This window comes from Bosea vestrisii, assembly GCF_030144325.1.
Taxonomy (GTDB): Bacteria; Pseudomonadota; Alphaproteobacteria; order Rhizobiales; family Beijerinckiaceae; genus Allobosea; species Allobosea vestrisii_A.
On sequence record NZ_CP126307.1, the window covers coordinates 3,925,541 to 3,951,834 of the forward strand.

At 66.4% G+C, this 26,294-nt stretch carries 24 protein-coding genes; 12 read left to right on the forward strand and 12 right to left on the reverse strand.

Going from position 1 to position 26,294, the window contains the following annotated elements; all coding sequences use genetic code 11:
* Window positions 1-10: 10 nt before the first annotated feature.
* The 6 genes from QO058_RS19350 to QO058_RS19375 are packed head-to-tail and all read right to left on the reverse strand — an operon-like array spanning window position 11 to window position 6,850.
* Window positions 11-916, reverse strand: coding sequence for a methyltransferase domain-containing protein (locus QO058_RS19350; protein ID WP_284167891.1), 906 nt, complete (start codon window positions 914-916; stop codon window positions 11-13).
* Window positions 916-2,130: a glycosyltransferase family 4 protein gene (locus QO058_RS19355; RefSeq protein ID WP_284167892.1), complete on the reverse strand. Its 1,215-nt coding sequence runs from the start codon at window positions 2,128-2,130 to the stop codon at window positions 916-918. Before QO058_RS19355 ends, QO058_RS19350 begins: the two co-directional genes overlap by 1 nt.
* Complete coding sequence (locus QO058_RS19360) at window positions 2,130-3,356, reverse strand: glycosyltransferase family 4 protein (protein WP_284167893.1); 1,227 nt, start codon at window positions 3,354-3,356, stop codon at window positions 2,130-2,132. The genes QO058_RS19355 and QO058_RS19360 overlap by 1 nt, the downstream gene beginning before the upstream one ends.
* The gene (locus tag QO058_RS19365; protein ID WP_284167894.1) at window positions 3,353-4,168 is read right to left on the reverse strand and encodes a polysaccharide deacetylase family protein; all 816 of its coding nucleotides are present in this window, start codon (window positions 4,166-4,168) and stop codon (window positions 3,353-3,355) included. The genes QO058_RS19360 and QO058_RS19365 overlap by 4 nt, the downstream gene beginning before the upstream one ends.
* The gene (locus QO058_RS19370; protein WP_284167895.1) at window positions 4,161-5,486 is read right to left on the reverse strand and encodes an O-antigen ligase family protein; all 1,326 of its coding nucleotides are present in this window, start codon (window positions 5,484-5,486) and stop codon (window positions 4,161-4,163) included. The genes QO058_RS19365 and QO058_RS19370 overlap by 8 nt, the downstream gene beginning before the upstream one ends.
* Window positions 5,483-6,850 carry a GumC family protein gene (locus QO058_RS19375; RefSeq protein ID WP_284167896.1) on the reverse strand — a complete coding sequence of 456 codons (1,368 nt, stop codon included), beginning with the start codon at window positions 6,848-6,850 and terminating at the stop codon, window positions 5,483-5,485. Before QO058_RS19375 ends, QO058_RS19370 begins: the two co-directional genes overlap by 4 nt.
* Window positions 6,851-7,267: 417 nt before the next feature.
* On the opposite strand from QO058_RS19375, the gene QO058_RS19380 reads away from it, so the two are divergent.
* Window positions 7,268-8,617 (forward strand): lipopolysaccharide biosynthesis protein, encoded by a 1,350-nt coding sequence (locus tag QO058_RS19380; protein WP_284167897.1) that lies wholly within the window; start codon window positions 7,268-7,270, stop codon window positions 8,615-8,617.
* Here the strand turns inward: QO058_RS19380 and QO058_RS19385 are convergent.
* From QO058_RS19385 to QO058_RS19400, 4 genes are all read right to left on the reverse strand, one after another.
* Window positions 8,612-9,610, reverse strand: a complete 999-nt coding sequence (locus tag QO058_RS19385) for a glycosyltransferase family 2 protein (RefSeq protein WP_284167898.1) — start codon at window positions 9,608-9,610, stop codon at window positions 8,612-8,614. The genes QO058_RS19380 and QO058_RS19385 overlap by 6 nt on opposite strands.
* A 123-nt stretch (window positions 9,611-9,733) precedes the next feature.
* Window positions 9,734-10,225 carry a hypothetical protein gene (locus QO058_RS19390; RefSeq protein ID WP_284167899.1) on the reverse strand — a complete coding sequence of 164 codons (492 nt, stop codon included), beginning with the start codon at window positions 10,223-10,225 and terminating at the stop codon, window positions 9,734-9,736.
* 892 nt (window positions 10,226-11,117) lie between these two features.
* The gene (locus tag QO058_RS19395; protein WP_284167900.1) at window positions 11,118-11,852 is read right to left on the reverse strand and encodes a LysR substrate-binding domain-containing protein; all 735 of its coding nucleotides are present in this window, start codon (window positions 11,850-11,852) and stop codon (window positions 11,118-11,120) included.
* On the reverse strand, window positions 11,849-12,043 hold the full coding sequence (locus QO058_RS19400) for a helix-turn-helix domain-containing protein (protein WP_284167901.1): 195 nt from the start codon (window positions 12,041-12,043) through the stop codon (window positions 11,849-11,851). The genes QO058_RS19395 and QO058_RS19400 overlap by 4 nt, the downstream gene beginning before the upstream one ends.
* Before the next feature lie 157 nt (window positions 12,044-12,200).
* Between QO058_RS19400 and QO058_RS19405 the strand changes: the two genes are divergently transcribed.
* The 9 genes from QO058_RS19405 to QO058_RS19445 all read left to right on the forward strand — a co-directional run bounded on the left by QO058_RS19405 (window position 12,201) and on the right by QO058_RS19445 (window position 21,066).
* Complete coding sequence (locus QO058_RS19405; RefSeq protein ID WP_284167902.1) at window positions 12,201-12,779, forward strand: VOC family protein; 579 nt, start codon at window positions 12,201-12,203, stop codon at window positions 12,777-12,779.
* Complete coding sequence (locus QO058_RS19410; protein WP_284167903.1) at window positions 12,776-13,219, forward strand: nuclear transport factor 2 family protein; 444 nt, start codon at window positions 12,776-12,778, stop codon at window positions 13,217-13,219. The genes QO058_RS19405 and QO058_RS19410 overlap by 4 nt, the downstream gene beginning before the upstream one ends.
* Before the next feature lie 61 nt (window positions 13,220-13,280).
* A complete protein-coding gene (locus tag QO058_RS19415) occupies window positions 13,281-14,165 on the forward strand; it encodes a fumarylacetoacetate hydrolase family protein (protein ID WP_284167904.1) in 885 nt (294 codons plus the stop codon).
* Between the two features lie 26 nt (window positions 14,166-14,191).
* A complete protein-coding gene (locus QO058_RS19420; protein ID WP_284167905.1) occupies window positions 14,192-15,853 on the forward strand; it encodes an FAD-dependent monooxygenase in 1,662 nt (553 codons plus the stop codon).
* Window positions 15,854-15,883: 30 nt separating this feature from the next.
* Window positions 15,884-16,924: a TRAP transporter substrate-binding protein gene (locus tag QO058_RS19425; protein ID WP_284167906.1), complete on the forward strand. Its 1,041-nt coding sequence runs from the start codon at window positions 15,884-15,886 to the stop codon at window positions 16,922-16,924.
* Window positions 16,921-17,466, forward strand: a complete 546-nt coding sequence (locus QO058_RS19430; RefSeq protein ID WP_284167907.1) for a TRAP transporter small permease — start codon at window positions 16,921-16,923, stop codon at window positions 17,464-17,466. The genes QO058_RS19425 and QO058_RS19430 overlap by 4 nt, the downstream gene beginning before the upstream one ends.
* A complete protein-coding gene (locus QO058_RS19435; RefSeq protein WP_284167908.1) occupies window positions 17,463-18,770 on the forward strand; it encodes a TRAP transporter large permease in 1,308 nt (435 codons plus the stop codon). The genes QO058_RS19430 and QO058_RS19435 overlap by 4 nt, the downstream gene beginning before the upstream one ends.
* Before the next feature lie 236 nt (window positions 18,771-19,006).
* Entirely contained in the window at window positions 19,007-20,734 is a 1,728-nt protein-coding gene (gene lhpI, locus QO058_RS19440; protein ID WP_284167909.1) for a cis-3-hydroxy-L-proline dehydratase, read from the forward strand.
* A 125-nt stretch (window positions 20,735-20,859) separates the two neighbouring features.
* On the forward strand, window positions 20,860-21,066 hold the full coding sequence (locus tag QO058_RS19445) for a hypothetical protein (protein ID WP_284167910.1): 207 nt from the start codon (window positions 20,860-20,862) through the stop codon (window positions 21,064-21,066).
* Window positions 21,067-21,083: 17 nt separating this feature from the next.
* Here the strand turns inward: QO058_RS19445 and QO058_RS19450 are convergent, their stop codons facing one another.
* Both QO058_RS19450 and QO058_RS19455 read right to left on the reverse strand, forming a co-directional pair.
* Entirely contained in the window at window positions 21,084-22,283 is a 1,200-nt protein-coding gene (locus tag QO058_RS19450; protein ID WP_284167911.1) for a Gfo/Idh/MocA family oxidoreductase, read from the reverse strand.
* A 10-nt stretch (window positions 22,284-22,293) separates the two neighbouring features.
* Window positions 22,294-23,253: a PDR/VanB family oxidoreductase gene (locus QO058_RS19455; RefSeq protein ID WP_284167912.1), complete on the reverse strand. Its 960-nt coding sequence runs from the start codon at window positions 23,251-23,253 to the stop codon at window positions 22,294-22,296.
* 114 nt (window positions 23,254-23,367) lie between these two features.
* Between QO058_RS19455 and QO058_RS19460 the strand changes: the two genes are divergently transcribed.
* Window positions 23,368-24,702, forward strand: coding sequence for a Rieske 2Fe-2S domain-containing protein (locus QO058_RS19460; RefSeq protein WP_284167913.1), 1,335 nt, complete (start codon window positions 23,368-23,370; stop codon window positions 24,700-24,702).
* Window positions 24,703-24,828: 126 nt separating this feature from the next.
* Window positions 24,829-26,292, forward strand: a complete 1,464-nt coding sequence (locus tag QO058_RS19465) for an aldehyde dehydrogenase family protein (RefSeq protein ID WP_284167914.1) — start codon at window positions 24,829-24,831, stop codon at window positions 26,290-26,292.
* The last annotated feature ends 2 nt before the right edge of the window (window positions 26,293-26,294 follow it).

A 26,294-nucleotide genomic window follows, 5' to 3' on the forward strand; every position in this document is an offset into this window, starting at 1 on the left:
CGGCGGCTCGTCATGACGCCGCCTCCCAGCTGCCGCGCGGTCCGGGATAGCGAGCCGTCAGGGCGCCATCGAGAATGCTCATGTCGTCCCGGTCCGCGAAGGGCGCGGCCAAGCCCCGCAGCGAAGCCTCACGAAGCGTGGAACCGATCGTTCGCGACGGCACGAAACGGATATCGCTCCAGCCTTCGGCCTCGAAGCTGCGGACATAATCGGCGGGGCGCTGCCGGTTCGGCTGACCGGGAAACCGGAAGAGCCGGTAGATCGTCTCCGGGTAGCGATAGATGTTGTTCGGATCGCGCTCGCGGATCCAGCGCGAATGCGTCTGCAGGTCGATGATGTGGACGCTGTCGCAGCCGGGCCGGGCGACCTGCGTCAGGCCCGCGATGGCCTGCGCAGGGTTGTCGTAGTGCTCGAAGGCAGCGCAACTGACGATCAGGTCGAAGCTCCGCCCCTGCGCCAGGCGCGGGATGTCGAAATCCCGCCCAACGGCATAGCCGAACTCGCGCGCGTCGGGGGTACGGGCGATGGTCCGGGCGCGGTCCCTGTCGGCCTCACGACCTTCGAGAAAGCGATCGAGCAGCTTGTCGTAGACGGCGGAGTCCTCGCCGTCGGCGAGGTCGAAGACGTCGATGGCGTGATAGGAACGCGCCCCGAGCGCCAGAAAGAGCACGCCGTTGCCGCGCGAGGCGCCGGGGCTCAGCTCCAGCACGTCACGCCCGCGCAGATCGACATGCGGCGGCAGGAAGCGGCGCAGCGAGGCGAAGATGTCGATGAGATAGGCGACCTTGCCCTCCTCATCTGATTTCTCCACGCGGTTCGGTGTGGTGTAGCCGTGCAGTTTGTTCTTGCCCCAGGCCAGGCCGAGGAAACCGAGGCCGAGGATCGTCATTTCGAGGTTTCGCAAGGCAGGCGTCATCAGCGGCCTCCGAATTCGATGCGTGTCCGCAGCCCGGCACCGCCACGGCGCACACTGTCCGGCTGCCAGCCGAGGAGCGCGCTCTCGTAGACGTCCATGGTGCGCTCGACGATCGCGCCCCAGCCGAAGGAATCGAGGACCCGGGCAGCGCGCTCGGCGCCCTCGGCGGTGTTGGGCGCGGCGAGCTTCGACCGCATCGCATCCGCGAGCGCGTCGATTCTACCCAAGGGGAAATAGCTGGCCGTCCCGAGGTCGAGCGCGAGATTGGCATCGATATCGCTCGCCAGGCAGGGCGCCCCGTAGCTGAGGGCCTCGAGCAGCACCATCGGCATGCCTTCATGGCTCGAGGGGAGGACGAACAGGGCCGCGTGCTGATAAAGTTGGGATAACGCTTCGCCGCGCTGGAAGCCCGCCATCACCACGCCGGGCGTCGCTGCGGCCGCGGCCTCGACGGCACGCTGATAGGGTCCGGCGTGATCGGCCGTGCCGGCGATGACGAGCTTGAGGCCGGGATCGTTCAGGCGCGCAAAGGCGTTGATCAGATCGAGATGGCGCTTCTCTTCGACAATCCTGCCGACGCTCAGAATATAGCGACCCGGCATGAGCTGGATGCGGTCGAGATAGGACGTATCCAGCTTTGGGAACGGGTTTTCGACGCCGTTGGGGATGAAGATCGCGCCCACGCTGAACTTTCGGCGGACGCTGTCGACGATCACTTTCGAGACGCCGATATTCGCGTGGGAGAACAGCATCCCCATTGCTTCGCCGGTCCGCAGGATGGACTTGGCGAGGCGCCCCCATTTCTGGCGTTCGTAGTCGAAGCCGTGATGCGTCACCACGACATGGAGGCCAAGCAGGCGTGCGAACGGGGTCAGCAGCGCCGGCCCGATCGCGTGGATATGCACGAGGTCCGGATTCCGCCCGGCCGCGACGATGAGACCCAAGGCGGTATGCGCCAGCGCCTCAAAACTCCGCGATCGCGGCGCCCAGACCGGCGTGACCGTGACGCCTTTCCAAGTATAGGGTCGTTGCGAGGGAAGATACGGCGCACGGCCGAGCACCTCGACTTGCCAGCCCCGTTCCGCCAGGCGCGCCGAGATCGCAGCGACGTGGGTTTCGACCCCTCCTTGAATCTCGGGGACGCCGCGCAAGCCGACGAAGATGACCTTCCGTTCGGGCGGGCTCGCGCTGATTGGCGGGATCAGGGTGTACATCAGCCGAGCGCCTCATAGAGAGCCGTGGTGCGTTCGCGGTATTGGGCAGGCGAAAACTCCCGGCTGACCCAAGCGCGGCCGGCCGCGCCCAACCCGGCGCGTGCGCTGGGCGATAGGCTCGCGAGGGTGGCGAGAGCCTCGGCGAGCATGGCGGGATTGCCCGGTTCCACCAGGATGCCGGTCTCGCCATCCGCGACCAGTTCCGGAATGCCGCCGATCCGCGTGCCGATGACCGGGCGCCCGAGCGCATAAGCCTCCAGGATGCTGATGGGCGCGTTCTCGTACCATTCCGAGGGGAGAACCAGCGCCAGAGCCTCGCCGATCAGCCGCTTCAGCTCGAGCTTGTCGAGATGGCCTGTGAAGGCGACATCGGCGCCGAGATCCCATGCCAGATGGCGCAGGGTCGTCTCTTCGGGGCCGGTGCCGGCCAGGACCAGTCGCTGGCCCGACAGCGCGGCGGCACGCACGAGCGTGGCCAGCCCCTTCTCCGGCGCGAGCCGCCCCGCATAGACGAGATAGTCGCCCTCCTGAGACGCAGGCGCATACTGGCTCGTGTCGATGCAGTTCGGGATGTAGGCGATGCGGCTTGCGTCCCATCCCCACTCCACCAGCTTGTCGCGGTAGAAGCGGCTCGGGGCGACCAGGCGGTCGATCGTGTCGCGATAGAGGCCGAAGCTTCGATGAACCAGCGTCTCCAACAGGACGAGTCCGCTCACCAAGGCTGAATCCTTGACGCAGCGACGGAGCAGGACGTTGTGGATGCGGCCGCCATGGCAGCGCTCGCAGACGCGGCCCTGGCTCAGCATCTTGTAGGCCGGGCAGGCGATCTTCAGATCGTGGGCCGTCATCACCAGCGGCACGCCCTCGGCCTTGAGCGCGCCGAAGATCGACGGCGAGATGTGGTGGTAGACATTGTGGGCGTGCGCCACTGTCGGACGTACCCGCCCAGTCAGGGCGCGGATCTTCCGGCGGGCCTCCAGCGAGAAGATGATCTTGACGGCCTGCCTCGCCTTCGTGAGCGGCCCGCCCGCCCCGCCATATTCGATCTCGGAGACGAAGTAGTCGGACCAGGGACTCGGCAGATTGGCGGGGTGCTGCATCGCGAACGGCACCACGTCCCAGCCCGCTGCCTCGAACAGGTCGATATGGTCGAGAAAGACGCTCTCGGCGCCGCCGCGTCGATAGAAGTAGTTGTTGATGGCCAGGAGCCGCCGGGGGCGCGTCATCTCGCCTGCTCCCGCAGTCCCATGCGCTCGAGCGCCGCGTCGACGGTCAACACATGGCAGCCGCGAGCGAGCGCGTATCCGACGAGCAGCCGGAAGCTGGGCGGCGTGCAGCCATAGGGCGTCGGCCTCGGCGAGATGTCGTGCGTGAAGAAGATCAGCCAGCCGGGGTTGGCGACGAGCGCCTCGATCCAGCGAGCCAGTCCCAGGACATGCTGCTGCGGTTGCCGGATTTCGACCGCCCGAAGGAAAGTCGGGTCCGTCGGCCCGCGGTTGATCCCTTCGCCTGCCGCACGGCAGGTCCGGAAGGCGTTGGCGAGGATGCCCCGTTTGCCGAAGGAACCGCTGTTGAAGGGGTAGGCGAAGTTGCGCCGGCCCGGCTGTGGATCGATCGCGTCGAGGTAGCGCGCATTGCGAGCCAGATCCTCGACGAGGGCACTACTGTCGACGTGCCGCAGGTCCCGGTGCGCATAGCTATGGCAGCCGATCTCGTGGCCGCGCGCCGCGAGCTCCCTGCAGCCCGCCAGATCGATCAGGGTGCGATCCGGCTCGATGCGCCCTTCCAGGCTACCGGAAATGTAGAATGTGCCACGCGCGCCGTCCGCTTCGAGGATCGCCGCGCCCAGATCGAGAGCGGAAGCGGGCACGTCGTCGAAGGTGAAGGAGACGATCGGCTCGCGTGTGGGAACCTCCATGACTTGCCACGGCGCGGCCCGGATCAGCCGGTTCTCGAGGCGGCTGGCGTACTGATCGATCAGCGCCGGCAAGCGGGCAGTGCGTTCGGACAGGGCGGGAAACGTGGCCGCGCTAGGCATGGGCAGCCTCCATGCCGCGGCGATAATGTGCCGGTTCCCGGATTTCGTGCGCGTTTGCCTGGAGATGAAGGCCGAAGATCGCGATGACCAGCATGAACCAGATCAGGCTGCCCGACTGGAAGAACAGGCTCTCGACGCAACCCGCCAGAATTCCATAGAGCCAGATCCGCACGAAGAGGCGCGTCAACGCCGGATCGTTCGCCGTGGCCTCCGCCCGGGCTATGTCCCGCAGCGGCAGCCAGACGAGCAGAACCAGCGTCAGGACGAGACCGGGAAGGCCCGTGGTGATAGCCATATCGAGATAGGCGTTGTGGCCGTTGAAGGCGGCGAAGGCCCAGCTCGTCGCCGCGCCGCCCTTATGGACCATGTCGTCGGTCTGCCAGAACAGCTGGAAGCCGTAGCCGGTCAGCGGGTTGTCGATGGCGGCGGCGGCGCCGATCTTCCAGATATCGATGCGGTTGGTGAAGGTCGGGTCGATGCCGAGTTGCGCGACCAGATCGCGCATGGCTGGTGATACCGAGCAGCCGATCGTCAGGATGTTGACGGCGGCGATCCCCAGAACGACCATCGGGATCCTAATGGCCCGCCACCGCTCGAAAATCCAGGCGATGGCGAGAATGCCAGGCAGGGCCGCAATGGCGGATTTTCCACCGGTATGGCTCAGGAAAACGACCGCAAGCAGCGTCATCACCCCGCCGACGATCCGGCGGCCGGTGCTGAACAGATAAAGTCCGACGAAGCTGATGATCACCATCGCCGCGGCCGCGACGTTCTTGTGGGCGAAATGGCCGCGCCAGAGCCCGGCGTTCATTGGCTCGCGGATCTCGCTGGCCTGATGGATCGCAAGCCGCGGCATCAGCGCGACGCCGAGATAGGCCAGCCCCAGGGCACCCAGGCAGCAGAGGGTGAGCATGCCGGCAAACTGGCGTTCCGAGCGCGGCAGCAGCAGCAGGATGCTGCCATTCACGATGGTGAGCGTCGCCAGGAAGACGCGCTTGAACGAGAGGTCGGGTTGCGACGAGACGGCCGAGACGATCGCGAACCAGAGGAACAGCACGATCAGGATGCCGCGCGGACGCGCGACCAGGTGGCGCGCCGGCGAACAGAAGACCGTCAGCCACAGGGCCGCCGTCAGGCCGAGATAAATGACCTGGTTGAGCGTGTTTGACTTAGCCGTCGCGGCGTCGTTCGTGCCGGCCGCCGACAGGTCGATGAACGGCGTCAGCGTGACCAGGTAAAACAGCAGCGTCGCCGTGAAGAGCAGCGCCCGAAGGGTGCCGGTAGTCGACCGCTCGCGCCTCTCTTGCGTCTGGATCATGGCACTGCGCTCCTGCCGGGCCGAAGCTTGCCGAGATAGCCAAGGGCCATGAGCGCGCTCGCTGAGAGAAGTAGGCCCAGCGCCATGCCCGCCGCAGCCGCGACGACCGGGCGAGGCGGCCAGGTCGAGCGCGATGGAGCAGCTGCGGCCGTGATGACGCGGACATCTGTCGCGTCGATCTGCTGTCGCTGGGCGGCCTCGCCCGCCCGGGTCAGGAAGGTCTGGTAGAGCGCGGTCTTGGCGCTTGCGTCACGCTCGAGCTCCCGCAGTTTCACCTGGGCCTGATCGTCGACGGAGACGCTCCCGCGCAGCGTGCGCGTCTCCCCGGTCAGCGCGTCGAGCGCCTTTCTGGCTTGGTCGACGTCGATGCGGGCGGCGCGCCGAAGTCGCTCGGTTTCGGATATGATCGCCTTGGCCAGGGCATCGGCTTCGGCCAATATGTTCACCAGCGAGGGGTGGCGCGGCCCCAGGGTCTTGCCGAGCGCCGCAACCTGCCGGCGCAGGGCTGCCTCGTCGGCGAGCAATCCGGCCAGGGTCTGAGACTGGACGCCACCGCCTTGTGCGCCGTGCTGTAAGACCGCACGCGTGACCTCGTCGTAGCGTGTCTCCGCTTCGACCAGCCGTGCTTTGGCATCGGTCAGCTTGGCGCTCATCTGCTCCAGGGCTTCCCCGCTGAGTGGCTGCTTCGAGGAACCCTGCTGGAGACCATTGGCGCGGCGGAAAGCTTCGACCCGGTCTTCCGCCTCGGTCGCTGCGGCCTTGATCTCGCCGAGCCGGGCGGTCAGCCCTTGCGCCGCACGCCCGACCCGCTCCGCATCGGCCCGCACGACCTCCTCGCGGAAGGTCTCGGCGACGGCATTCGCGAGCCGCGCCGACATGGCCGCCTCGCTCGCCCAGACCGACAGGGATACGACATAGGACCGCTCCTGCCGGGCAAAGGTGATGCGTTTCGCCAGGATGGCGGCGAGATCGGACCCGTCGGCAGGCGACTGTTGATCGAAAGCACCCCACAAGCTGAACAGGGATGGTTTGCTCGTGAATTCCGGCTCGGCTTTCAGAGCGAGCTCGTCGACGACCCGGCGCAAGACGTTCCCCGAGGCGATCATCCTCATCTTGCTCTCGACATCCAGGATCTGGCTGTCGCTCTGGATATTCGTTGCGTAGAGGTCGTTCGGAGCGATCAGCAGGTTGGACGGCGCGATCGTCAGCTCCGTCGTCGCCTTGAAGCGCGGCGTCAGCAGAAATGTGACGCCCACGGCCGCGATGGCGCCGACGAGCGCTGCGACCAGCATCCAGAGCCAGCCGCGCAGTAGCCAGCCTAGGGCTTGAGTAGCGCTGATCGCCCGGGCGGGCGGGGCCGCCAATTCGACAGCTCGTCGAAAAGGAGCCTCATCCTCGCGCCGCATCTTGCTGCTGTCGGTTGTGAGGTACATCTCGGCCTGCGTCAGTGTGAGTGTGCATTTGCCTTGGACATCACGGAGCTTTGTTCGGGCCACGCAGACCGAGTTCCGAGAGCCGAGAAGAAATGCCGCGGTCTCTCGAAGTGACGGGGGCGGCCAGATACGTGCGCCTGCTCCGATGCGTTTGCGTCACCTGCCGCGTGGGGGATCGGAATAAGCCTGACGGCCGCAATCGTGACCATGTCTCTCCCCATATCCGCGAATTTTCTCGGACTACATCTATAGGTTGTGATAATCTCCGATCATTAAGAAAACACAACCTTAGGTAGTTATCTCAATTAAACGTTAACCCTACCGGGAGGTCCTCGCGTCGGTGTCGAGGTGCCCTGGTACTTCCGCAAATCGGGGGATTTCTTGGCAATCAGCGAAGAGAATGTGGGCGGAGGAACCCGGTTCGCCCGTCCAATCCTCGTCAACTACCTGCTGTCGAGCGGCTCCCTGGCCATGGCCAGCCTGTCACAGCTCGTGACCTTCGCGCTTCTGGCGCGCTCGCTCGGGCCGACCGAATTCGGCCTGTTCGTCCAGGTTTCGGCGGTGATCGCCGTGGCGGTCCAGCTCTGTGGCCTTGGCGCCTCCGACTGCCTGCTGCGCACGGTCTCGCGAGAGCCCGAAAGCTATGCGAGCCTGCTTGGTCACAATCTTCTTTTGATTGGCCTCAGTGGTGCCGTCCTCGTCGTCGGCGGTATTGCGGCGATGTCGTCCTGGATCCGCCTGAGCTCCGGCCCCGCTGTCGATGCGCTGACCCTGACGTTGCTGTTCTTCGGCAATGTGGTTCTCGTGCGGGTGATCTTCCTCGTCGAGACTGTATTCCTCAGCCTCGGCCGGGTTCATGCGGCCAATCATGCGGTCGTCGGCTTCGCTGTCGCGCGCATGGCCACCGCGGCTCTCGCCTGCCTGGCGTTCCAGGTCTCGAGCCTGTCGGAATGGGCGCTCTGGCAGTGCGGCGGAAATCTTCTCTACGCCTTGGTCGGGGCTGCATGGCTCTCGCCCCTCGGCCGGCCCCGGTTCAAGATTCTGCGCGAGGAGCTGCAAGCTGGCCTGCTTTTCAGCTCGCAATTCGTCGTGCGGGCGGTCCGTTCCAATGTCGACCTGTTGGTGATCGGTCTGTTCACCCCAATCGAGACGGTCGGAAGCTACGGTGTTGCCAGACGGATTATGGACAGCAGCTATCTCTCAATCGATGCCCTCAACCGGCTGATCTATCCGCGCCTGGCGAGAGAGAGCCGCGGCGGCATGCATCTCGCCTTGCCGACGGCCAAACGGGCGCTGATCGCGGCGCTCGCCCTCGGCATGACGACGTTCGCCATCCTGTTCATGTTGGCGCCCTGGCTTCCGGCCTTGTTCGGCCGTGACTATCACGATCTTCCGTTCTTCGTGCGCTGCCTTTCGGGCACCATTATCCTCGTCGGTGCCTGGGCGGCCGCGATCGACCTGCTGGGCGCTTCGGGGCGTCAGGATGCGAGGGCTTGGATCCTGAACGGCGCCAATTTGCTGGGCAGTGTCCTCATCGCTGGGGCGACATGGCTGGCGGCGCCGATCGGCACCTTCATCGCGCTCTACACCATCGACGGCACCATCGTCGTGGCCGCGTGGCTCGTGCTGCTCCGCTTCGCACGACGCAGCCGCTTGCAGGCGGATGAGCTGGCCCGAGCAAGTCCCTTGCTCTCATGATCCGTCACTGACGATCCGGCTCTCGATCCAGGCGTCCGGTGCCTTCCGCGCCTGGACGAAGCCGAGTGGCAAGGCGGCGGCGTGGAACAACCAGGCGACGACCGCGTACAGCCCGAGCGACAGGCTGCGCTGCCGCAGGCTCATCATGCCGACGATGCCGGAGGTCAGGATAGCATCGAGCGCGAGCCCCAGTGCCGGGCTCGGCATCGCGAAGGGCAGCACGATCATCGCAATCAGCCAGAGATAGACCGCAGCCCAGAGTTTCAGCTCCGGCAGGTCCTGGACCAGGCGCCGCCATTGCGGCTTGCCGAGCGCCGCGCGCAGCAGCTCGCCAATCCCGCGCAGATAGCCCGACTTCCAACGTCGCAGAAGCAGCGCATAGGCGTTGAGCGCGTGACCGAAATGGCGGACGAAACGGCGGTCGAGACGATGCAGGGTCCAGCCTCGCGCCCGCAACCTCACGCCGAGGTCGAATTCCTCGTAGCCGTGCAGATTGCGGTCCGAGAGATAACCGGCCTGCTCGATCGCCTCCCTGCGATAGAGGCCGCCACCGTTCATTCGGTCAATCGCGCCCGTCCGCTTCTCCGGCGAGATCCGGCGCCCGCGCCTGATGTATTCGAGGCTGGTATCGTTCATCTCCTCGACATGGCCCGTCACGCCGGCGGCGCGGGGATTGGCCGAGAGATAGGCGAAGGCTTCAGGCAGGAAGCCGGGATCGAGCAGCATGTCGCCATCCATCAGGCAGATGAGCCGCTCGCGGCTGTACTGGAAGCCGAGCTGCGGGCCGATACCGCAGCTCGGCCGAATGGCCGACTCGAGCTGGACGACACGGACGGGATAGGCTGCGGCGGTGGCGAGCGTGCGATCGCGCGAGCCGCCATCGGCGACGATGACCTCGCCGCCGATCCCTTCGAGCGCCGCCAGGACGCTCTCGATGGCGCTGCCGATCCGCGCCTCCTCGTTGAGTGTCTTCAGGATGACCGACACCGCCATCGCACACGCCTAGATCACGACGATTTTGGATCGAATCGATCCAAAATCACAGAACGTGATCGATTCTAAGAGTTCAGAGCAGGATTTCTGCGAAAACCGGTTCCCACTTTTTCGCATCCTGCTCTAGTGGAAATCGGTGAGGAGCCGGCTCCAGTCCTCACCGGCGAGGCCACCGACATAGACATCACCGCGTGCGACTGCGTCGTTGATCTCGGGAAGTCGCGTCAGCACGAAGGCGAAAGCCCGATGCCGGAAGACCAGCCAGCGCTGTAGCGAGAGTCCGGCCATCAAGGCGGACTGCGCACGGCCGCGCGCTTCGACATGGCCGGTATCGTCGAGATGACGAAACATTGCGCGAAGGACGACGGACTCCCGGCCGGAAAGCGACAGGATGTTGAGGACATGCGCGGTTCGCCCCGGCGCCGCATAATAGACAAAGCAGCCGATGATCCCTCCGTTACGGTCGACGACGGAGCGGATCGTGAAGGCGCCGAGGCGGGTGTTCTGCGCAGCCAGCGAGACCAGCCAGGAGAGCTCCTCCTCTGCCCAGAGAGGCCGCACCGCATAGTGCGCGATCAGCCGCGGCGCATGCGCGAGGAAGGTCGCAACGGACATCTCCACGACGCGCGCGGCGCCGGGCTCCCGCTGCGCCCTCTCCCGGCAGCAGACGCCGCAGCAGGCTGTCGAGAGGGCGCGCGAGAACAGGCAGGCCGAGACGCTTGCCGCGCAGGAAGCGCGCGGCGAAGCGTCCGGACAGGGCGCCGACAGGGCGGAAGCTGCGGGCCCATTCGAGATTCTGCAGGGGGATGGGCTTGCCGCCGATCGCGAGGAGATGGTTGCAGCTCGTCGGCGAGGCGCTGTCGCAAAAGGCGAAATCGGCACGCCTCGGCCGCAAAGCGAGGATAAGCTGCGCCGCTCCGACCGCCCCCTTGTCGGTGTCGGTCATGAAGACGCCGAGAAGCCTTCCGGGCAGGACGTTTCCGCAGGCGACGAAACGCATCGGCACGGCCAGCAGCGCGCTCCGGATACGCCCGTCCTGCTGCTCGTAGACCTGCGTGCCCGTCGTCTCGTCGTAGGACGGAGACTCAAGAGTCAAAGTTCGCAGGTAGTCCTGAAGCTCGGGATCCGCCGGTTTGTCGGCTCCTCTGAAGATCTTCAGAAACAACCGGGCGACGGCCGGTACATCGGGCGATCGCATCGGCCTGACCGCTCCCTTGCGTGAGGGGCGCTCGCCGACAGGAGCTTGCGGTTCGAGTAGCGACATCTAGACCGCGATCGTCAGGATCGGACCGCGGGGTGGGTTCGATGTGAGGATGGGGCAACCGGACATCGTAACCTGCCTCATCATGGACCAGGCGCGTCTGCGTCCAAATTAATGGCGTATCTCATGTTATACAACTTATACGAGTATAATCGTGAGCGATGCGTAAAGCGTCCACGACCGAATGCCGGGCGTGCTCGGCGTCACCTGTTCGGCGCTCTTGGGCGGACCTACGGCTCCCACGCATCAGGCCTTGGGCGCAGAGCCTAGCGTCCGGTCGTCAGCCGAGACGTGGCTCGGCGCATCAGGTCGAGCAAATGCATGGCGGCGGGGGGTCAATGGCAGGTCGGCACGCCGGACCAGGACCAGCGGCGGCGCCGTCAGCTCTTCCCCGACCCGGATCGTGGTCAGCGCCTTCCCGGTCATCTCGAAGCGCTCCCATTGCGCCGGGACCATTGCCAGGAGGTCGCTGTTGGCGAGGCAGGTCAGCAAGGTCAGCGCCGATTGGCTTCGCACGGCGAGCCGCGGCGGCGGCAGGCCGTGGCGGGCGAAGAAGGCGTTGATCTCGTCGCTGGCATCGGCGGTGATCGAGGTCGTGACCCAGTCCTGGCCGACGAGTTCGCGCAATGAGGTCGCCGCCGCCAATGGGTGGCCTGCGCGGCACAGCACGATGCGGCGGTTGTGGAACAGCACCTCCCGGCTGAGTTGGGGGACGGGCTGCGCACCGCCATCGGGGCCGATGTAGAAGTCGACCGTGCCGTCGCGCAGGCGTTCTTCGAGAGTGGGGTAAAAGCCCTCGATAATATGCAGCCTGATGTCCGGATAGCGCGCGCGGAACGGCCGCAGGCTCGGCGGCAGCAGTGCGAGATGGGCCGCGATCGAAAGCCCTACTGTCACGGTGCCCGTGCCCGCTCCACGCAATTGCTCGACCTCTTCGCGCGTGCGCCTGATCTCGGTCAGGATCGACCTGGCGCGGGTCACGAAAGCCTCGCCCAGCGGCGTCGCGACCACGCCGCGGGCGCGGCGTTCGAACAGGGGGCGCCGAGCTCGCGTTCCAGCAAGGCGAGGCTGCGTGTCAGGGCCGGCTGGGCGATCTGCAGGTGCCGGGCCGCGGCGCGCATGCTGCCACGCTCGGCAATTGCCACCACCTCCTCGAAATGATCCAGCTTCATCGGCTCAGCCTCGCAACGCAGCTTATCGATACCGATTTGCTATCGCTCCTGCAATTTTGACATCTGTTCAGGTATCTGTGCCGGCGTTAGCCATTCCTCACGAACAAGGCAGCGGCCGCCCCGGGGAACCGGGAGATGGCCCTTTCGGGAGGAAGGCATGGAGATCATCAAGCCCGTATTCCATCACGTCACCTTCAAGACGAGCCGGCTCGACGAGATGGTGGCGTGGTACGGCACGGTCGTCGGCGCCAGGCCGAACTTCCAGGATGCCAACAATGCCTGGACGACCAATGACGAAGCCAATCACCGCGTCGCCTTCCTCTCGGCGCCCGGGCTCGGCGACGACCCCGACAAGCGCAGCCATAACGGCATGCACCACAGCGCCTTCGAGTATGAGAGCTTCGCCGACCTGATGTCGTCCTATGCCCGCTTGCGCGACGAGGGCATCCAGCCCGCCTTCAGCCTCGACCACGGCATGACGATCTCGATCTACTACAAGGACCCCGAAGGCAATTTCGTCGAGCTCCAGTCCGATACTTATGGCGACTGGAAGCAGTCGAGCGAGTGGATGCGCTCCTCGCCGGATTTCGCCGAGAATCCGATCGGCACCTTCTTCGATCCGGAGCGGGTCTACCAGGATCACAAGGCCGGCCAGAGCTTCGACGACCTGCACGCCGCGATGCGCCGCGGCGACTATCAGCCCGCCGGCACGCCCGATCTCGGACTGCCGGCGTGACGGGCGCTTCGCAGATCGCGGCGTCGAGGCTCGATCCACAGGATCGCGCGGCGATCGAACAATTGATCCAGCGCCATGCCTGGTTGATCGATCATGGCGCGGCGGACCGGATCGGCGAGCTCTTCTGCGAGGATGCGGCGCTCTATGGCATCGGCCCCGATAAGCTCGGCCGTGCTGCGATTGCCGAATGGGGCCGGCAGCGCGCCGCTTTGAGCGAGCGCCGCTCGCGCCATCTCCAGAGCAATGTCCTGATCGAGCCGCTTTCGCCGGAGACGGCGCGAGGCTGGGTCGCGCTGACGCTCTACCGCCATGACGGGCCGGGCGAAGGCCAGGCCGTGCCGCTGCTGATCGCCGAATACGCCGATTGCTACTCCAGGGAGCCGGACGGTTCCTGGCTCTTCGCCGAGCGGCGCCTTTCGGTGCTGTTCGGCGCCGCCTGACGATCCACGACACTCATCGCCTCGCTGCAGTGGCTGGAGGCGTCCGAAGAGGAGAAGATCCATGCGTCTCGCCACCATCCTTCGCGACGGCAAGCCCGCTCTCGCCGCTTATCGCGACACCGATCTGATCGATCTCACCAAAGCCGGCTCAGGCCTGCCGGAGAGCGTGATCGCCTTCCTGGAAGGTGGCGCCGAGGCTCGCAGCGCAATCGCCCGGGCGCTCGACAGTGCGCCGGCCGCGGCCTTGCTCGACCCGCGGGCCGTGACCTTCCTGCCGGTGGTGCCGCGCCCCGGCAAGATCATTTGCGTCGGCCTGAACTATGCCGACCACTCAGCCGAGAGCGGCTTCAAGCAGCCGGACTATCCGACGCTGTTTGGCCGCTTCTCCACCAGCCTGATCGGCCACAAGGCACCACTGATCCGGCCGAACCTTTCCGACCAGCTCGACTATGAAGGCGAGATCGCGGCGGTGATCGGCCGGCGCGCCACGCATGTGCCCAAGGCGAGCGCGCTCGACCATGTCGCCGGCTACGCCGTCTTCAACGAGGGCTCGGTCCGCGACTACCAGTTCAAGGCGCCGCAATGGACCGTCGGCAAGAACTTCGACGGCACCGGCGCCTTCGGCCCGGCGCTGGTGACATCGGACGAGCTCCCGCCGGGCGCGCGCGGCCTCAAGCTCACGACCAGGCTCAACGGCGAGACCGTGCAGAGCGCCAGCACCGACGACATGGTCTTCGACGTCGCGACCCTGATCTCGATCATCAGCGAGGCGATCACGCTCGAGCCCGGCGACGTCATCGTCACCGGCACGCCGGCCGGCGTCGGCGTCGCGCGCAAGCCGCAGCTCTTCATGAAGCCCGGCGATGTCTGCGAGGTCGAGGTCGAGGGCATAGGCCTCTTGGTCAACCCGATCGCGCAGGAAGAGGCCAAGCGGGCCGCGGCCTGACCCCGGCACCTGGCGGAGCGAGCATCGTGAGCAAGAGCGGCAACGACATCGACGTCCTGATCGCCGGAGCCGGGCCGGTCGGCCTCGCGGCCGCGATCGAGCTCGGCCAGCGCGGCATCCGCTGCCTGGTGGTCGAGCGCAACGACCGCGTCGGCTATTCGCCGCGCGCCAAGACCACCAATGTCCGCACCCGCGAGCATTTGCGTCGCTGGGGCATTGCCGACAAGCTGCGCGAGGCCTCGCCGATCCCGCCGGACTATCCCTCCAATGTCGTCTTCGCGACGCGGATGAACGGTCCCGAGCTCGCCCGCTTCACCAATGCGCTGAACGGCAGCCGCGCCCGCAACGACCTCTATTCAGAGGAGGCACAGTGGGTGCCGCAATATGTGCTGGAGGAGGTGCTGCGCCAGCACGCCTCCTCGCTGCCCGGCGTCACCGTCGCCTTCAACACGGAGCTCGCCTCCTTCGCCGATGACGGCCGCGGCGTGGTCTCGCAATTGAAGGATGTCGCGAGCGGCGCGGTCCGGGAAGTCGCCAGCGCCTATCTGATTGGCGCCGATGGCGCCCGCAGCGCCGTGCGCCAGGCCATCGGCGCAAAAATGCAGGGCGAGGGCGCCTTTTCGAAGAACTACAACATCATCTTCCGGGCGCCCGCGCTGGCAACCAGCCATGCCCATGGTCCGGCGATCATGTACTGGATGGTCAACGAGGAGGTGCCGTCGCTGCTCGGGCCGATGGACAGCGAAGGCCTCTGGTTCTTCATGGCGACCAAGCTGCCCAATGATGTCGATCCGGCGAGCGTCGATCCGGTCGAACTGATCCGCGCCGGCACCGGGCTCGCCGATCTCGAGATCGAGATTGTCGGCCTAGACCCGTGGGTAGCGCATCGCCTTGTCGCCGACCGCTACGAGAAGGGCCGCGTCTTCCTCGCCGGCGACGCCTGCCATCTGCACCCACCCTTCGGCGGCTTCGGCATGAACATGGGCATTGGCGACGCCGTCGACCTCGGCTGGAAGCTGGCCGCGGTGCTGCAGGGCTGGGGTGGGCCGGAGCTGCTCGCGAGCTACACGGCCGAGCGGCGAAAAGTGCATGAACGCACCATCGCCGAGGCGGTGATCAATTACGGTGCGGTCGGCAACCAGCTCGTCCGCCCGGGGCTCGAGCAGCCTGGCCCGCTCGGCGAGGCGACGCGGCGCGAGGTCGGCGAGATCATCGAGGCGACCAAGCTGCGCGAGTTCCGCACGCTCGGCATCGTGCTCGGCTCGCGCTACGAGGATTCGCCGATCATCGTGCCGGATGGCAGCGAGCCGCCGGTCGAGCACTTCATGCTCTATGTGCCCTCGGCCCATCCCGGCTGCCTTGCGCCGCATCTCTGGCTCGCCGACGGCTCCTCGCTTTACGACCATTTCGGGCAGGGCTTCACGTTGCTTGCGACCTCCGGGGACGGAGCGGAGGCTGCGCCGCTGAACGCCGCCGCCGCCCGTCTCGGCCTGCCGCTGAAGCTCTTGCTGCCGGGTGACCAGCGACTGCCAGCGCGCTATGGCGCGCGCTTCGCACTGATCCGGCCGGACCAGCATGTCGCCTGGCGCGGCGATGCACTTCCGGCCGATTGCGAGGCCTTACTGGCCCATGTGACAGGCCGAACGACGAAGGCGGCCGCGGCGCAGGTTCCAGCTACGGCGGCTTAACAATCAGAACAACAAACCGGGGAGGACAACATGAAATGGGGAGTCATCGGTGCCTTGATCGGCGCTGCGCTTGCGGTCTCGCTCGCGAGCTTCGGAGCCGTGGCACAGACGGTCGAGCTCAAGGTCTCGCATTACCTGCCGCCCAACCACCAGATGCACAAGCAGCTGGAAGCCTGGAGCGCGGAGCTGGCAAAGCGATCCGACGGCCGGCTCAAGCTCAGCATCTTCCCAGCCGCGCAGATGGGGCCGATGCCGCGGCAATACGACCTCGCCCGCACCGGCGTCGCCGACATCGCCTTCTTTCTGCACGGCGCGCTGCCGGGCCGCTTCCCGCTGACCGAGATCTCGCATCTGCCCTATGCGTTCAACCGCGGCGAGGGCGCCACTGCGAAGGCGCTCACGACGGCCGAGGCCTCCGGCATCCTGACCGAGCTATCCGGCAAGCTCGCGGCCGAGCACGAGGGCACCAAGCTGCTCTATTTCATCGCGACGCCGACGCTCAGCCTGTTCTTCAACAGGCCGGCGGTGCGGAGTCCCGCCGGCATGCGCGGCCTGCGCATGCGCCATAACGGCCCGATTGCCTCCGCGATTCTCGAAGCCTGGGGCGCGACGCCGGCTGCCGTGCCGCCGGCGGAGCTGTCCGACTCGCTCGCCAAGGGCACGATCGCCGGCATGTTCTTCAATTACGAGGCGGCGAAGTCCTTCCAGATGGCCGAGAGCGTCAAGTCGGTGACGCAGCTCAATGCGGCCGCCGGCACCTTCGCGCTGGTGATGAACGCGGAAAAGTACAAATCCCTGCCCGACGACCTGCGCAAGCTGATCGACGAGACGACCGGCCCGGCAGCCGCCCGCAAGGTCGGTGCGATCTACGACCTGGCCGAGGAAGAGGGCCGCGCCTACCTCCGCGCCGCGAACACCGAGCTTCCGGAACTCACGGGACCGGAGCGGGCAGCTTTCGAGGAGCTCGCCAAGCCGATCACTGCGAGCTTCATCGCCAGGGTCGAGGCCAAGGGTATCAAGGCGAAGCCGTTCTACGACGAGCTACGCGCTGCCGTAACCGGTGCGAAATGAGCGCCGGCAAGCTTCGCCGCTTCGATCCGGCGCGGCTCCTGACCGCTGCCGGCGCGCTGGCTCTGGCCGTGATGCTGCTTTGGACGATGGTCGACATCGCCGCCCGGCTCGCCTTCAACAAGCCGCTGCACGGCACGCTCGACCTGGTCGAGGTCACGCTGGTGCTCGTCGCCTTCCTCGCCCTGCCCGAATGCTTCCGGCGCGACGAGCAGATCAAGGTCGATCTCTTCGACACCATAGTCCGCCCACGGACGCTGGCGCTGATGCGGCTCGCGGGCGAGATCGCGACACTCGCCTTCCTCGCCTTGTTGGCCGTGACCCTGATCCAGCCGCTCGCCGACGCCTACCGCTTCGGCGACCAGAAGCCTGACCTGCCGGTGCCGGTCTTCCTGTTGCTGCTGGCGATCGAGTTCGCGCTGGTCGTCTCGGTCTTCGTCGTGCTCGGTCGCATAATCGGGCAAGTCCGCACGTTCCCGCGCTCTGCCGGCGCTGTCGCCTCGCCTCCTGCGGAGCTGCACGGCAACAACGGGGCAGCGTCATGAGCGCGACCTCCATCGGCCTGATCGGCATGGCAACGCTCGTCGGCATGATCATGGCGCGTATCCCGGTCGGCGTGGCGCTCGGCCTGGTCGGCTTCGTCGGCTATGCCGCCATCGACGGCTTCGCCAAGGCGCGCCTCGTCTTCGGCGCCGTCCCGCTCGAACTCTCCTCCGCCTATGCGCTCTCGGTGTTGCCGCTGTTCACGCTGATGGGCGCGCTGGCGACCATGGCCGGCCTGTCCGGCGACCTGTTCAGGGCGAGCAATGCCGTCTTTGCCGGCATGCGCGGCTCGCTCGCCATGGCGGCCGTCGGCGCCTCGGCCGCCTTCGGCGCGGTCTGCGGCTCGTCGCTGGCGACTGCCGCGACGATGAGCCGGATCTCGATCCCGGAAATGCTGAAGGCCGGCTACTCGCCGGCGCTGGCGGCTGGCGTGGTGGCCGCCGGCGGCACGCTCGGAATCCTGATCCCGCCTTCGCTGATCCTGATGATCTACGGCATCATTGCCCAGCTCTCGATCATCAAGCTCTTCGCCGCGGCCCTGATCCCCGGGCTCGTCCTGACCGCGCTTTATCTCGTCACGGTCTGGATCTGGGTGCGGCTGCGGCCCGAGGCCGCGCCGAAGCTGCCGAGCCAGAGCAAGATGCAGGCGCTGCGGCTCGTCCTCAACATCTGGGACGTGGCGGCGCTCTTCCTCGTCACCTTCGGCGGCATCTATCTCGGCTGGTTCAGCCCGACCGAGGCCGCCGCCGTCGGCGCCTTCGGAGCACTGCTGCTCGGCCTGCTGCGCAAGGGCTTTGCCCGCGGCGATATCGCGACCGCCTTCACCGAGACGACGCGGATCACCGCCAATCTCGTGCTCATCGTGCTGGGATCGACGATCTTCGCGTATTTCGTCGTGCAGACCGGCATGGCGCAATCGGTGGTCAAGGGGATCACGGCGCTCGGCCTGTCGCCGCTGACGGTGATGCTGCTGCTGATCGCCTTCTATGTCTTCCTCGGCTGCTTCCTCGAGGGCATCGGCATGGTGTTGGTCACGGTGCCCGTGCTGCTGCCATTGGTGCTGTCGACCGGCTATGATCCGATCTGGTTCGGCGTGCTGCTGGTCATCGTCGTCGAGATCGGGCTGATCCACCCGCCCGTCGGCATGAACCTCTTCGTGATCCGCACCCAGGCGCCCGAAATCAGCCTCGGCGCGATGTATCGCGGCGTCGTGCCGTTCCTGGTCGCACCCTTCATGCTGATCGCCATGCTGCTGGCCTGGCCGGATCTGGCGCTGTGGCTGCCCCGGTCGCTGTCACTCAATTAGCGCGCCGCTCTCGGTCCAGGCTTCGATCGCTCCCACGCCAAGGCGAGCGGCGCGCGAACGATCGAAGCGTCATGGAAGATGAGCTCCTGCCCCGGCGGCTACGATGTGCTCGTTCAGGCCTTGACGAAGGGCGGGCTTCAATACGCACTTGCCATTCGATGATATCAGCTTTGCCGGAAGAGGGCTTCGCCCGCCGACTCCGTTCTAGCTCCCCAGCGTTTTCGTTGATCAGTGACATGAACTCTGCCGCACGACATGATAACGGGATCGCTGTCGCTCCTGGCGACGCCGCCGGGCCGGTCGTCGTCCTGAGCGAGGCCCTGAGCTTCTGGGGCGGCGTCGATCCCGCCACGGGAGTGGTCATCGACGTGCACCATCCCTCGCATGGCGTCTTACTCGCCGGTGCGGTCGTGATGATGCCGAGCAGCCGAGGCTCCTGCTCCGGTTCGGGCGTGCTGCTGGAACTCGCGCTCTCGGGCAGGAATCCCGCGGCCCTGATCTTCGCCGGTCCGGAAGACACGCTGACGCTAGGTGCGATCGTCGCCTCGGAGATGTTCGGGCGACGCATCCCCGTCATTCGTCTTTCGGAAGCGGCCTTTGCCGCTCTGGCGGCAGCGACGGACGCGACGATCGCACCGGACGGCATATCGGCGGATGGCGGGCGCGCGCGGATCCCCCTTTCCGCGACAGCCCATGACGACCTGCAGCTTTCTCCTGCCGACCATCGCATGCTCGCCGGGGCCGAGGGGATCGCCGCCCGGCAGGCGATGCGCATCATCTGCGCCATGGCTCGCCAACAGGGCGCGGCCGACCTCATTGATGTGACGCGGGCTCATGTCGACGGCTGCATCTATGCCGGCCCGGCCAATCTGATCTTTGCCGAAAAGATGGAGGAGCTCGGAGCACGCGCTCGCGTCCCAACGACGATGAACGCCATCTCGATCGATCATGCGAACTGGCGCCGCCAGGGCGTGGCACGCGATTTCGGTGAACCTGCGACGCGCCTCGCCGACGCCTATGTCCGCATGGGCTGCCAGGCAAGCTTCACCTGCGCGCCCTATTCCCTGCCGGATCCGCCGGGTTTCGGAGAGGCGATCGGCTGGTCGGAATCGAATGCGGTGATCTTCGCCAATTCCGTGCTCGGAGCCCGGACGGCAAAGCATCCGGACTTTCTGGATTTCTGCATCGCCATCACCGGCCGGGCACCGCGCGCCGGGGCTTTCCTCGACGAGGGCAGGCGGGCGCGCCGCGTGGTCCGGGTCGACCTGCCGGATGGCGCGGATGCCTCGGCCTGGCCCTTGATCGGCTATCTCGCCGGCCTCGCCTCGCCCGATCGAATCCCGCTGATCAAGGGCCTCGCGAAGACACGGCCGACACGAGACGATCTCAAGGCGCTCTGCGCCGCCTTCGGGACGACCTCCGCCGCGGCCATGCTGCATGTCGAGGGCATCACGCCGGAAGCGGAAAGCCTCGGCGGCACTACCGAGGATGAGATTTTGGTGACGCGCGAAGACCTTGCTGCCGGCTGGCTCAAGCTGAGCAGCGGTCCCTCGGATGTCGATCTCGTCGCCATCGGCAGCCCTCATGCCTCCCTCGACGAATGCCGGGCTGTTGCGCAACGGCTCGATGGCCGCCCCCTCGCAAAGACCATCGCCGTGATCATCACGGCCGGGAGAGAGGTCGTGGCCGCAGCGGAGGCCGATGGCACGATGACGAGGTTGCGCGAGAGCGGCGTCGCCATCATTCCCGACCTCTGCTGGTGCTCGATCACGCGCCCGGTCTTTCCTGAGCAGGCCAAGGTCGTCCTGACCACCTCCGGCAAATACGCCCATTACGGGCCAGGGCTCTCTGGCTGCGTGGTGAGGCTCGGCACCCTCGACGACTGCATCGAGGCTGCTCTCACAGGTGTCGCACCCGCCCGCTTGCCGGGCTGGCTCGTCGGGGCTGTCGTGGTCTCGGCATGAACGCGCTGCGCCCGCCCGGCACGAAAATGCTTGGCAGGAGAAGTCTTTTTGTCTTGGACCGGGCATACGGCGCACGGTCTAGTCCTGCGAGAGGCGCATCCGCCAGCGCCATCGGAGAATTCGCCATGCCGCTCATTCGCATCGAGCCTGTCGAGGATCACGCCACGGGCCGCTTCGCGATCGAGATCTATTATCCGGCGGACGCAGAACGTCCGCTGGTCACGACGGCCCCCCGCTACAAGAGCGCCGCTGCGGCTGAACAGGACACGATCGCGATCCTCGCCTCGAACGCCAACAATCCCGCTCCGGAGGAGCCGGCCAACCGGCGGTAGCGGGTCGTCACACCGGCTCAGTCCGGCGCGACCTGATGCTGGAGCGCGATCTCGCGGCCCGAACGCGCCGATTCCAGGATCGCGAGGCAGACTTCGAGGGTCGCCATTCCCCAGGCGCCGGAGTGCAATGGCGCGATGCCGGACCTGACGGCCGCATAAAGCTCATCGATGACTTCGGCGCGGGGAACGGTCGGCGCCGGCAGCGCCTCCAGCCAACGGCTATCGTCGGCGTAGACCATCACACCCTCGGCCAGTGGGCGAAGGTCAGCCAGCTCGCAGCAGACCGTGATCGGCCCGAAATGATTGTGCCCGGGGGGCGCCATTGGCGCCGCGATAGCGCTTTTCGCCACGCCATAGGTGCGGGTATTCTTGAGCGCCGCCTCTTCCTCGGGCGTCGAAACCCCAGCCAACCCGCGCCGCGCCGTGCCGTAACTTTCGGGGTCGCGCCGCTGGCCCATCTCGCCGATCCAGCCGAGCTGCTCGTCGCTGTCATAGCGACCATAGCCGCTATAGGTCAGCGTCGCGCTGGCTCCGTCCGCGAAGACGAGGAGTGCCTGATAAGCGCCTTCCGTCGGGCGCGCCGGGTCGAAGCGGCCGGTTGTGGCGCGCACGGTCGAGACCAGCCCGCCACCCAGCAGCCGGACGATATCGACCTGATGGGCGCCCTGGCTGAACACCACGCCGCCGCCTTGCGCGGTATCGAGCTCCTCTGGCCGGCGCGGCCGGTAGAGGAAATCGGTGTGGTTCGAGGCCGTGATCATCCGGGCGCGGCCGAAGCGGCCCGAACGGATAAGCTCGGCGGTGCTGAGATAGGGCGCGTCGTAGGAATGGCTGTGCCCGACGAGGAGATGCACGCCGCCGACATCAGCCGCTTCGATCATCGCCTGGCAGTCGGCGATGGTCAGCGCCATCGGCTTCTCGACGAGGACATGCTTGCCATGGGCCGCGGCGAGGCGGACATGGGCGACATGGAACTGGTGCGGCGAAGCGATGTAGAGCGCCTCGACCGCATCGTCGGCGCAGAGCTTCTCGACACTGTCATAGCTGCGCGCCGGTGAACCCGCCTGGGAGAAATCGCTCTCGAACTGCCGGCGCGCCTCCTCACGCGGGTCGGCGGCGGCGACTAGCCGCACGAGGGGGTGATGCGCCAGGGTTGGCAGCATCAACATGAAGGCGCGTCCCAATCCGACGACGCCCAGACGTAGCGGTTCAGTCATCACAGGGATCCTAAAGGTCGAGCACGAGTTCGGCGGATTTCGCCCGCGATACGCAGATCATGATGTTACGGGCGCGCTCGTGCTCGGCTAGCGCCAGATCGCGATGGTCGGGATCGCCCGAGACGAGCCGTGTCCGGCAAGTGCCACAGGTGCCGCTTTCGCAGGATGAGGGCAGCACCTTGCCGGCCTCGCGCAGCAGCTCCAGGATCGACTTGTCGGCTGGCACTTCGAAGCGCTCTCCACTTTTCGCCAGCACGACGGTGAACGGCGCATTGTCTTCCGGCCGGGCCCTGGCCGCGCCGAAATCCTCGAAATGCACGGCGGCCGACGACCAGTGCCCGGTCATGTCCCGCACCGCCTCCATCAATCCGCGCGGCCCGCAGCAATAGAGATGGGCGCCTTTCGGCTCCTCCAGGATCGGCCAGAGATCATAAGCCTTGTCCGGATCGCCGCCGTCATGGTGGATCACCACCTTGCCGCGGAATTCCGGCGTCAGGAACTCGTCCCGGAAGGCCATCATCTCCGGGCTGCGCGTGAAATAATAGAGCTTGAACGGCTTGGCCCGCGTCGCCAGCAGATGCTTGATCATCGCCCGGATCGGCGTGATGCCGATGCCGCCGGCGATGAAGATATAGCTGGACGGACCGGGCTTCAGCGCGAAATCGTTACGCGGCGCCGTGATCGCGATCTCGTCGCCGACATGCGTCCTGTCGATCAGGCTGATCGAGCCGCCACGCCCGCCGAGCTCCTTCTTGACGGCGATGACGTAGTGATCGGCCTCGCCGGGATCGTTGCAGAGCGAGTATTTCCGCAGCTCGCCGTTTGGGACCCTGACGCCGAGATGGGCGCCGGGCGTGAACGGCGCCAGCGCCTTCCCGTCGGCAGGGCGCAGCTCGAACAGGCAGATGTCCTGCGCAACCATCTGCTTGTCCGCGATCGTGACCCGGATGGTCGCTGCTTCCTCGCTCATGTTCCCCTCCGCGAGCCGCTCTCGACAAGCGTTTCGAACCGGACTAATCTCACACTTAGATACCTAAGTAATTTAGCGCTGGCTAGTCCGAAGCGCTTTTTGGGAGGGGTCCGCATGCTCACCCGCGAAGAGAACGAACTGCTCTGCCGCGTCGAGGGCGACACTCCGATGGGCGGGCTGATGCGGCGGCACTGGGTGCCGGCGCTCCTCTCCGAGCAGCTCGTCGAGAGCGACGGGGCGCCGGTTCGCGTCCGGCTCTTCGGCGAGGATCTCGTCGCTTTCCGCGACACCGACGGGCGCATCGGCGTGCTCGGTGAGTTCTGCCCGCATCGCAAGGCCTCGCTGTTCTTCGGGCGGAACGAGGAATGCGGGCTGCGCTGCCTCTACCATGGCTGGAAGTTCGACGTGGACGGCAAGGTGCTGGAGATGGTCTCCGAGCCGGCCGAAAGCGGCTTCGCCGAGAAGGTCCAGCACAAGGCCTATCCAACGCAGGAGGCCGGCGGCTTCATCTGGGTCTATATGGGGCCGAAGGAGCTGATGCCGGAATTCGAGCCGCCGCCCTGGGCCCCAACGCCTGAAGCCAAGGTCTCGATCGTGAAGATCGACCTGCCGTGCAACTGGGCGCAGATCATGGAAGGGCAGATCGATTCCGCCCATTCCTCCAGCCTGCACTCATCCGACATGAAACCCGCCCGCGTGACCACCGCGGGCACGACGGCGACGCACTGGACGCGGCCGTCGACGGACAAGAATCCGCGCATCCAGGTTCAGCTGACGAATTACGGCTTCCGCTATGCCGCGATCCGGCGCCCGATCGTCAACGCGCAGACGCATGACTACATCCGGCTGACGGTCTTCGTCGCACCGTTCGCGGCGCTGATCCCGCCGAATGCCTCCTACAATGTCGCAACGGTGATCGTGCCCAAGGACGACGTATCCAGCTATTTCCACTTCATCGCCTGGGGCAATGACGACTGCATCGACCAGGAGAGCTGGCGCAAGTTCTGCGTCGCGCAGGTCGGCATCGACCTCGACAAGACCTACAAGCCGATGCTGCGCAACAAGGCGAACAACTACCTGCAGGACCGCAAGGCGATGAAGCTGGGGGATTTCACCGGCGTGCCGGGGATCCCGAACCAGGACATCATGATGTGGGAATCGATGGGGCCGATCGCCGACCGCACCAGCGAGCGCCTCGGCGCCAGCGACATCGCCATCGTCCAGTTCCGCCGCGTGATGATCGATGCCGCGCGCAAGCATGCCGCCGGCAGCGAGGCCATCGGCCTGATCCAGCCGCATATCCCGCAGGCGAAGCTGCGCTCCTACCAGGGCATCGTTCCCAAGAGCGAGGACTGGCGCAAGCTCGGTGCGTCGAACGAGGAGGTCGCGGTGCTCGACGGGATGGAGCAAGACGAGACCGAAGCCGAGATGGCGGCTGCGCGGGGCTAACCGGCAACGTCTCGCAACTGCGAAGTAGTCTTTCGGCATCGCGGCCAAAGCGGGAAAGTCTTTGAACGCAGCCTGTACGTGCGCGAGTGTTCGCGCCGACGCGCACACCCTGCCGTGAGATCAGCCATGCTCGACAAGCCCGCGCCGACCGGCCGCAGCCTCTACATCGGCGGAAGCTGGCGTCACCCTTTGTCCGGACGCTATGCCCCAACCCTCAACCCCGGCACGAACGAGCTCATCTGCGATGTCGCAGAGGCGTCCGCGGCCGATGTCGATGCTGCGGTCGCGGCGGCGCGGACGGGTTTCAGGACGTGGCGCCAGGTGCTGCCGCTCGAGCGTGGGCGCATCCTGAAGGCGATCGCCGCGGTCGTGCGCGAGAACGCCCGCGAACTCGCTGCGCTCGACGCCGCCAATTGCGGCAATCCGGTGCGCGAAATGATCGGCGACGCCGCGATCGCCGCAGCACAGCTCGACTTCTTCGGCGGCCTCGTCACCGAGATGAAGGGCGACACCATCCCGATGGGGCCTGATGCGATCAACCTCACGGTGCGCCAGCCGCTCGGGGTGGTCGCCCGCATCCTTGCCTTCAACCACCCCTTCATGTTCTGCGCCGGCAAGATGGCGGCGCCGCTGGCGGCCGGCAACGCCGTCATCATCAAGCCGCCGGAGCAGGCGCCGCTATCCTCGCTCAGACTGGCCGAACTCATCGGCGGCCTGCTGCCGGAGGGGGTCCTCAGCATCGTGCCCGGCGGGCGCGAAGCGGGAGCGGCGCTCGCGTCCCATCCCGGTGTCGACAAGGTCGCACTGATCGGCAGCGTCCAGGCCGGCCGCGCCGTGATGAAGGCGGCGAGCGACACGATCAAGCCGGTGCTGCTGGAGCTCGGCGGCAAGAACGCGTTGATCGCTTTCGCCGACGCCGATCCGGAGCGGGTCGCCGCCGCGGTTGTCGGCGGCATGAACTTTACCTGGTGTGGCCAGTCCTGCGGCTCGACGAGCCGGGCCTTCATCCACCGCGACATCTATGACGCCGTGCTCGCCCGGCTGCCGGAAAAGCTGTCCGGCTTCGTGCCCGGCATTCCCACGGACGAGGCCACGACCATGGGCGCGATCGTCAGTGCGGCCCAGCATGCCCGCATCCTCGATTTCATCGCCTCGGCGAAGGCCGAAGGTGCCCGATTGATCTGCGGTGGCTGCGTACCGGACAACCCTAGGCTCGCCGGAGGTTTCTACATCGAGCCGACGATCTTCGCCGACGTGACGCCGCAGATGCGGATCGCGCGCGAGGAGATCTTCGGTCCGGTTCTCTCGGTCATGCCCTGGAGCGACGAGGCGCAGATGCTGGAGACGGTCAACAGCGTCGAGTACGGGCTGACCTGTTCGATCTGGACCAATGATCTCGTCAAGGCGCACCGCACCGCGCTGGCGGCGGAGGCCGGCTTTGTCTGGATCAACGAGGTCGCGAAGCATTTCCTGGGCACGCCTTTCGGGGGCTGGAAGCAGTCGGGCATCGGCCGCGAGGAGTGCCTCGGCGAGCTCATCGCCTTCACCCAGGAAAAGAACATCCATGTCAGCCTGAAACTGCCGGGTTGACG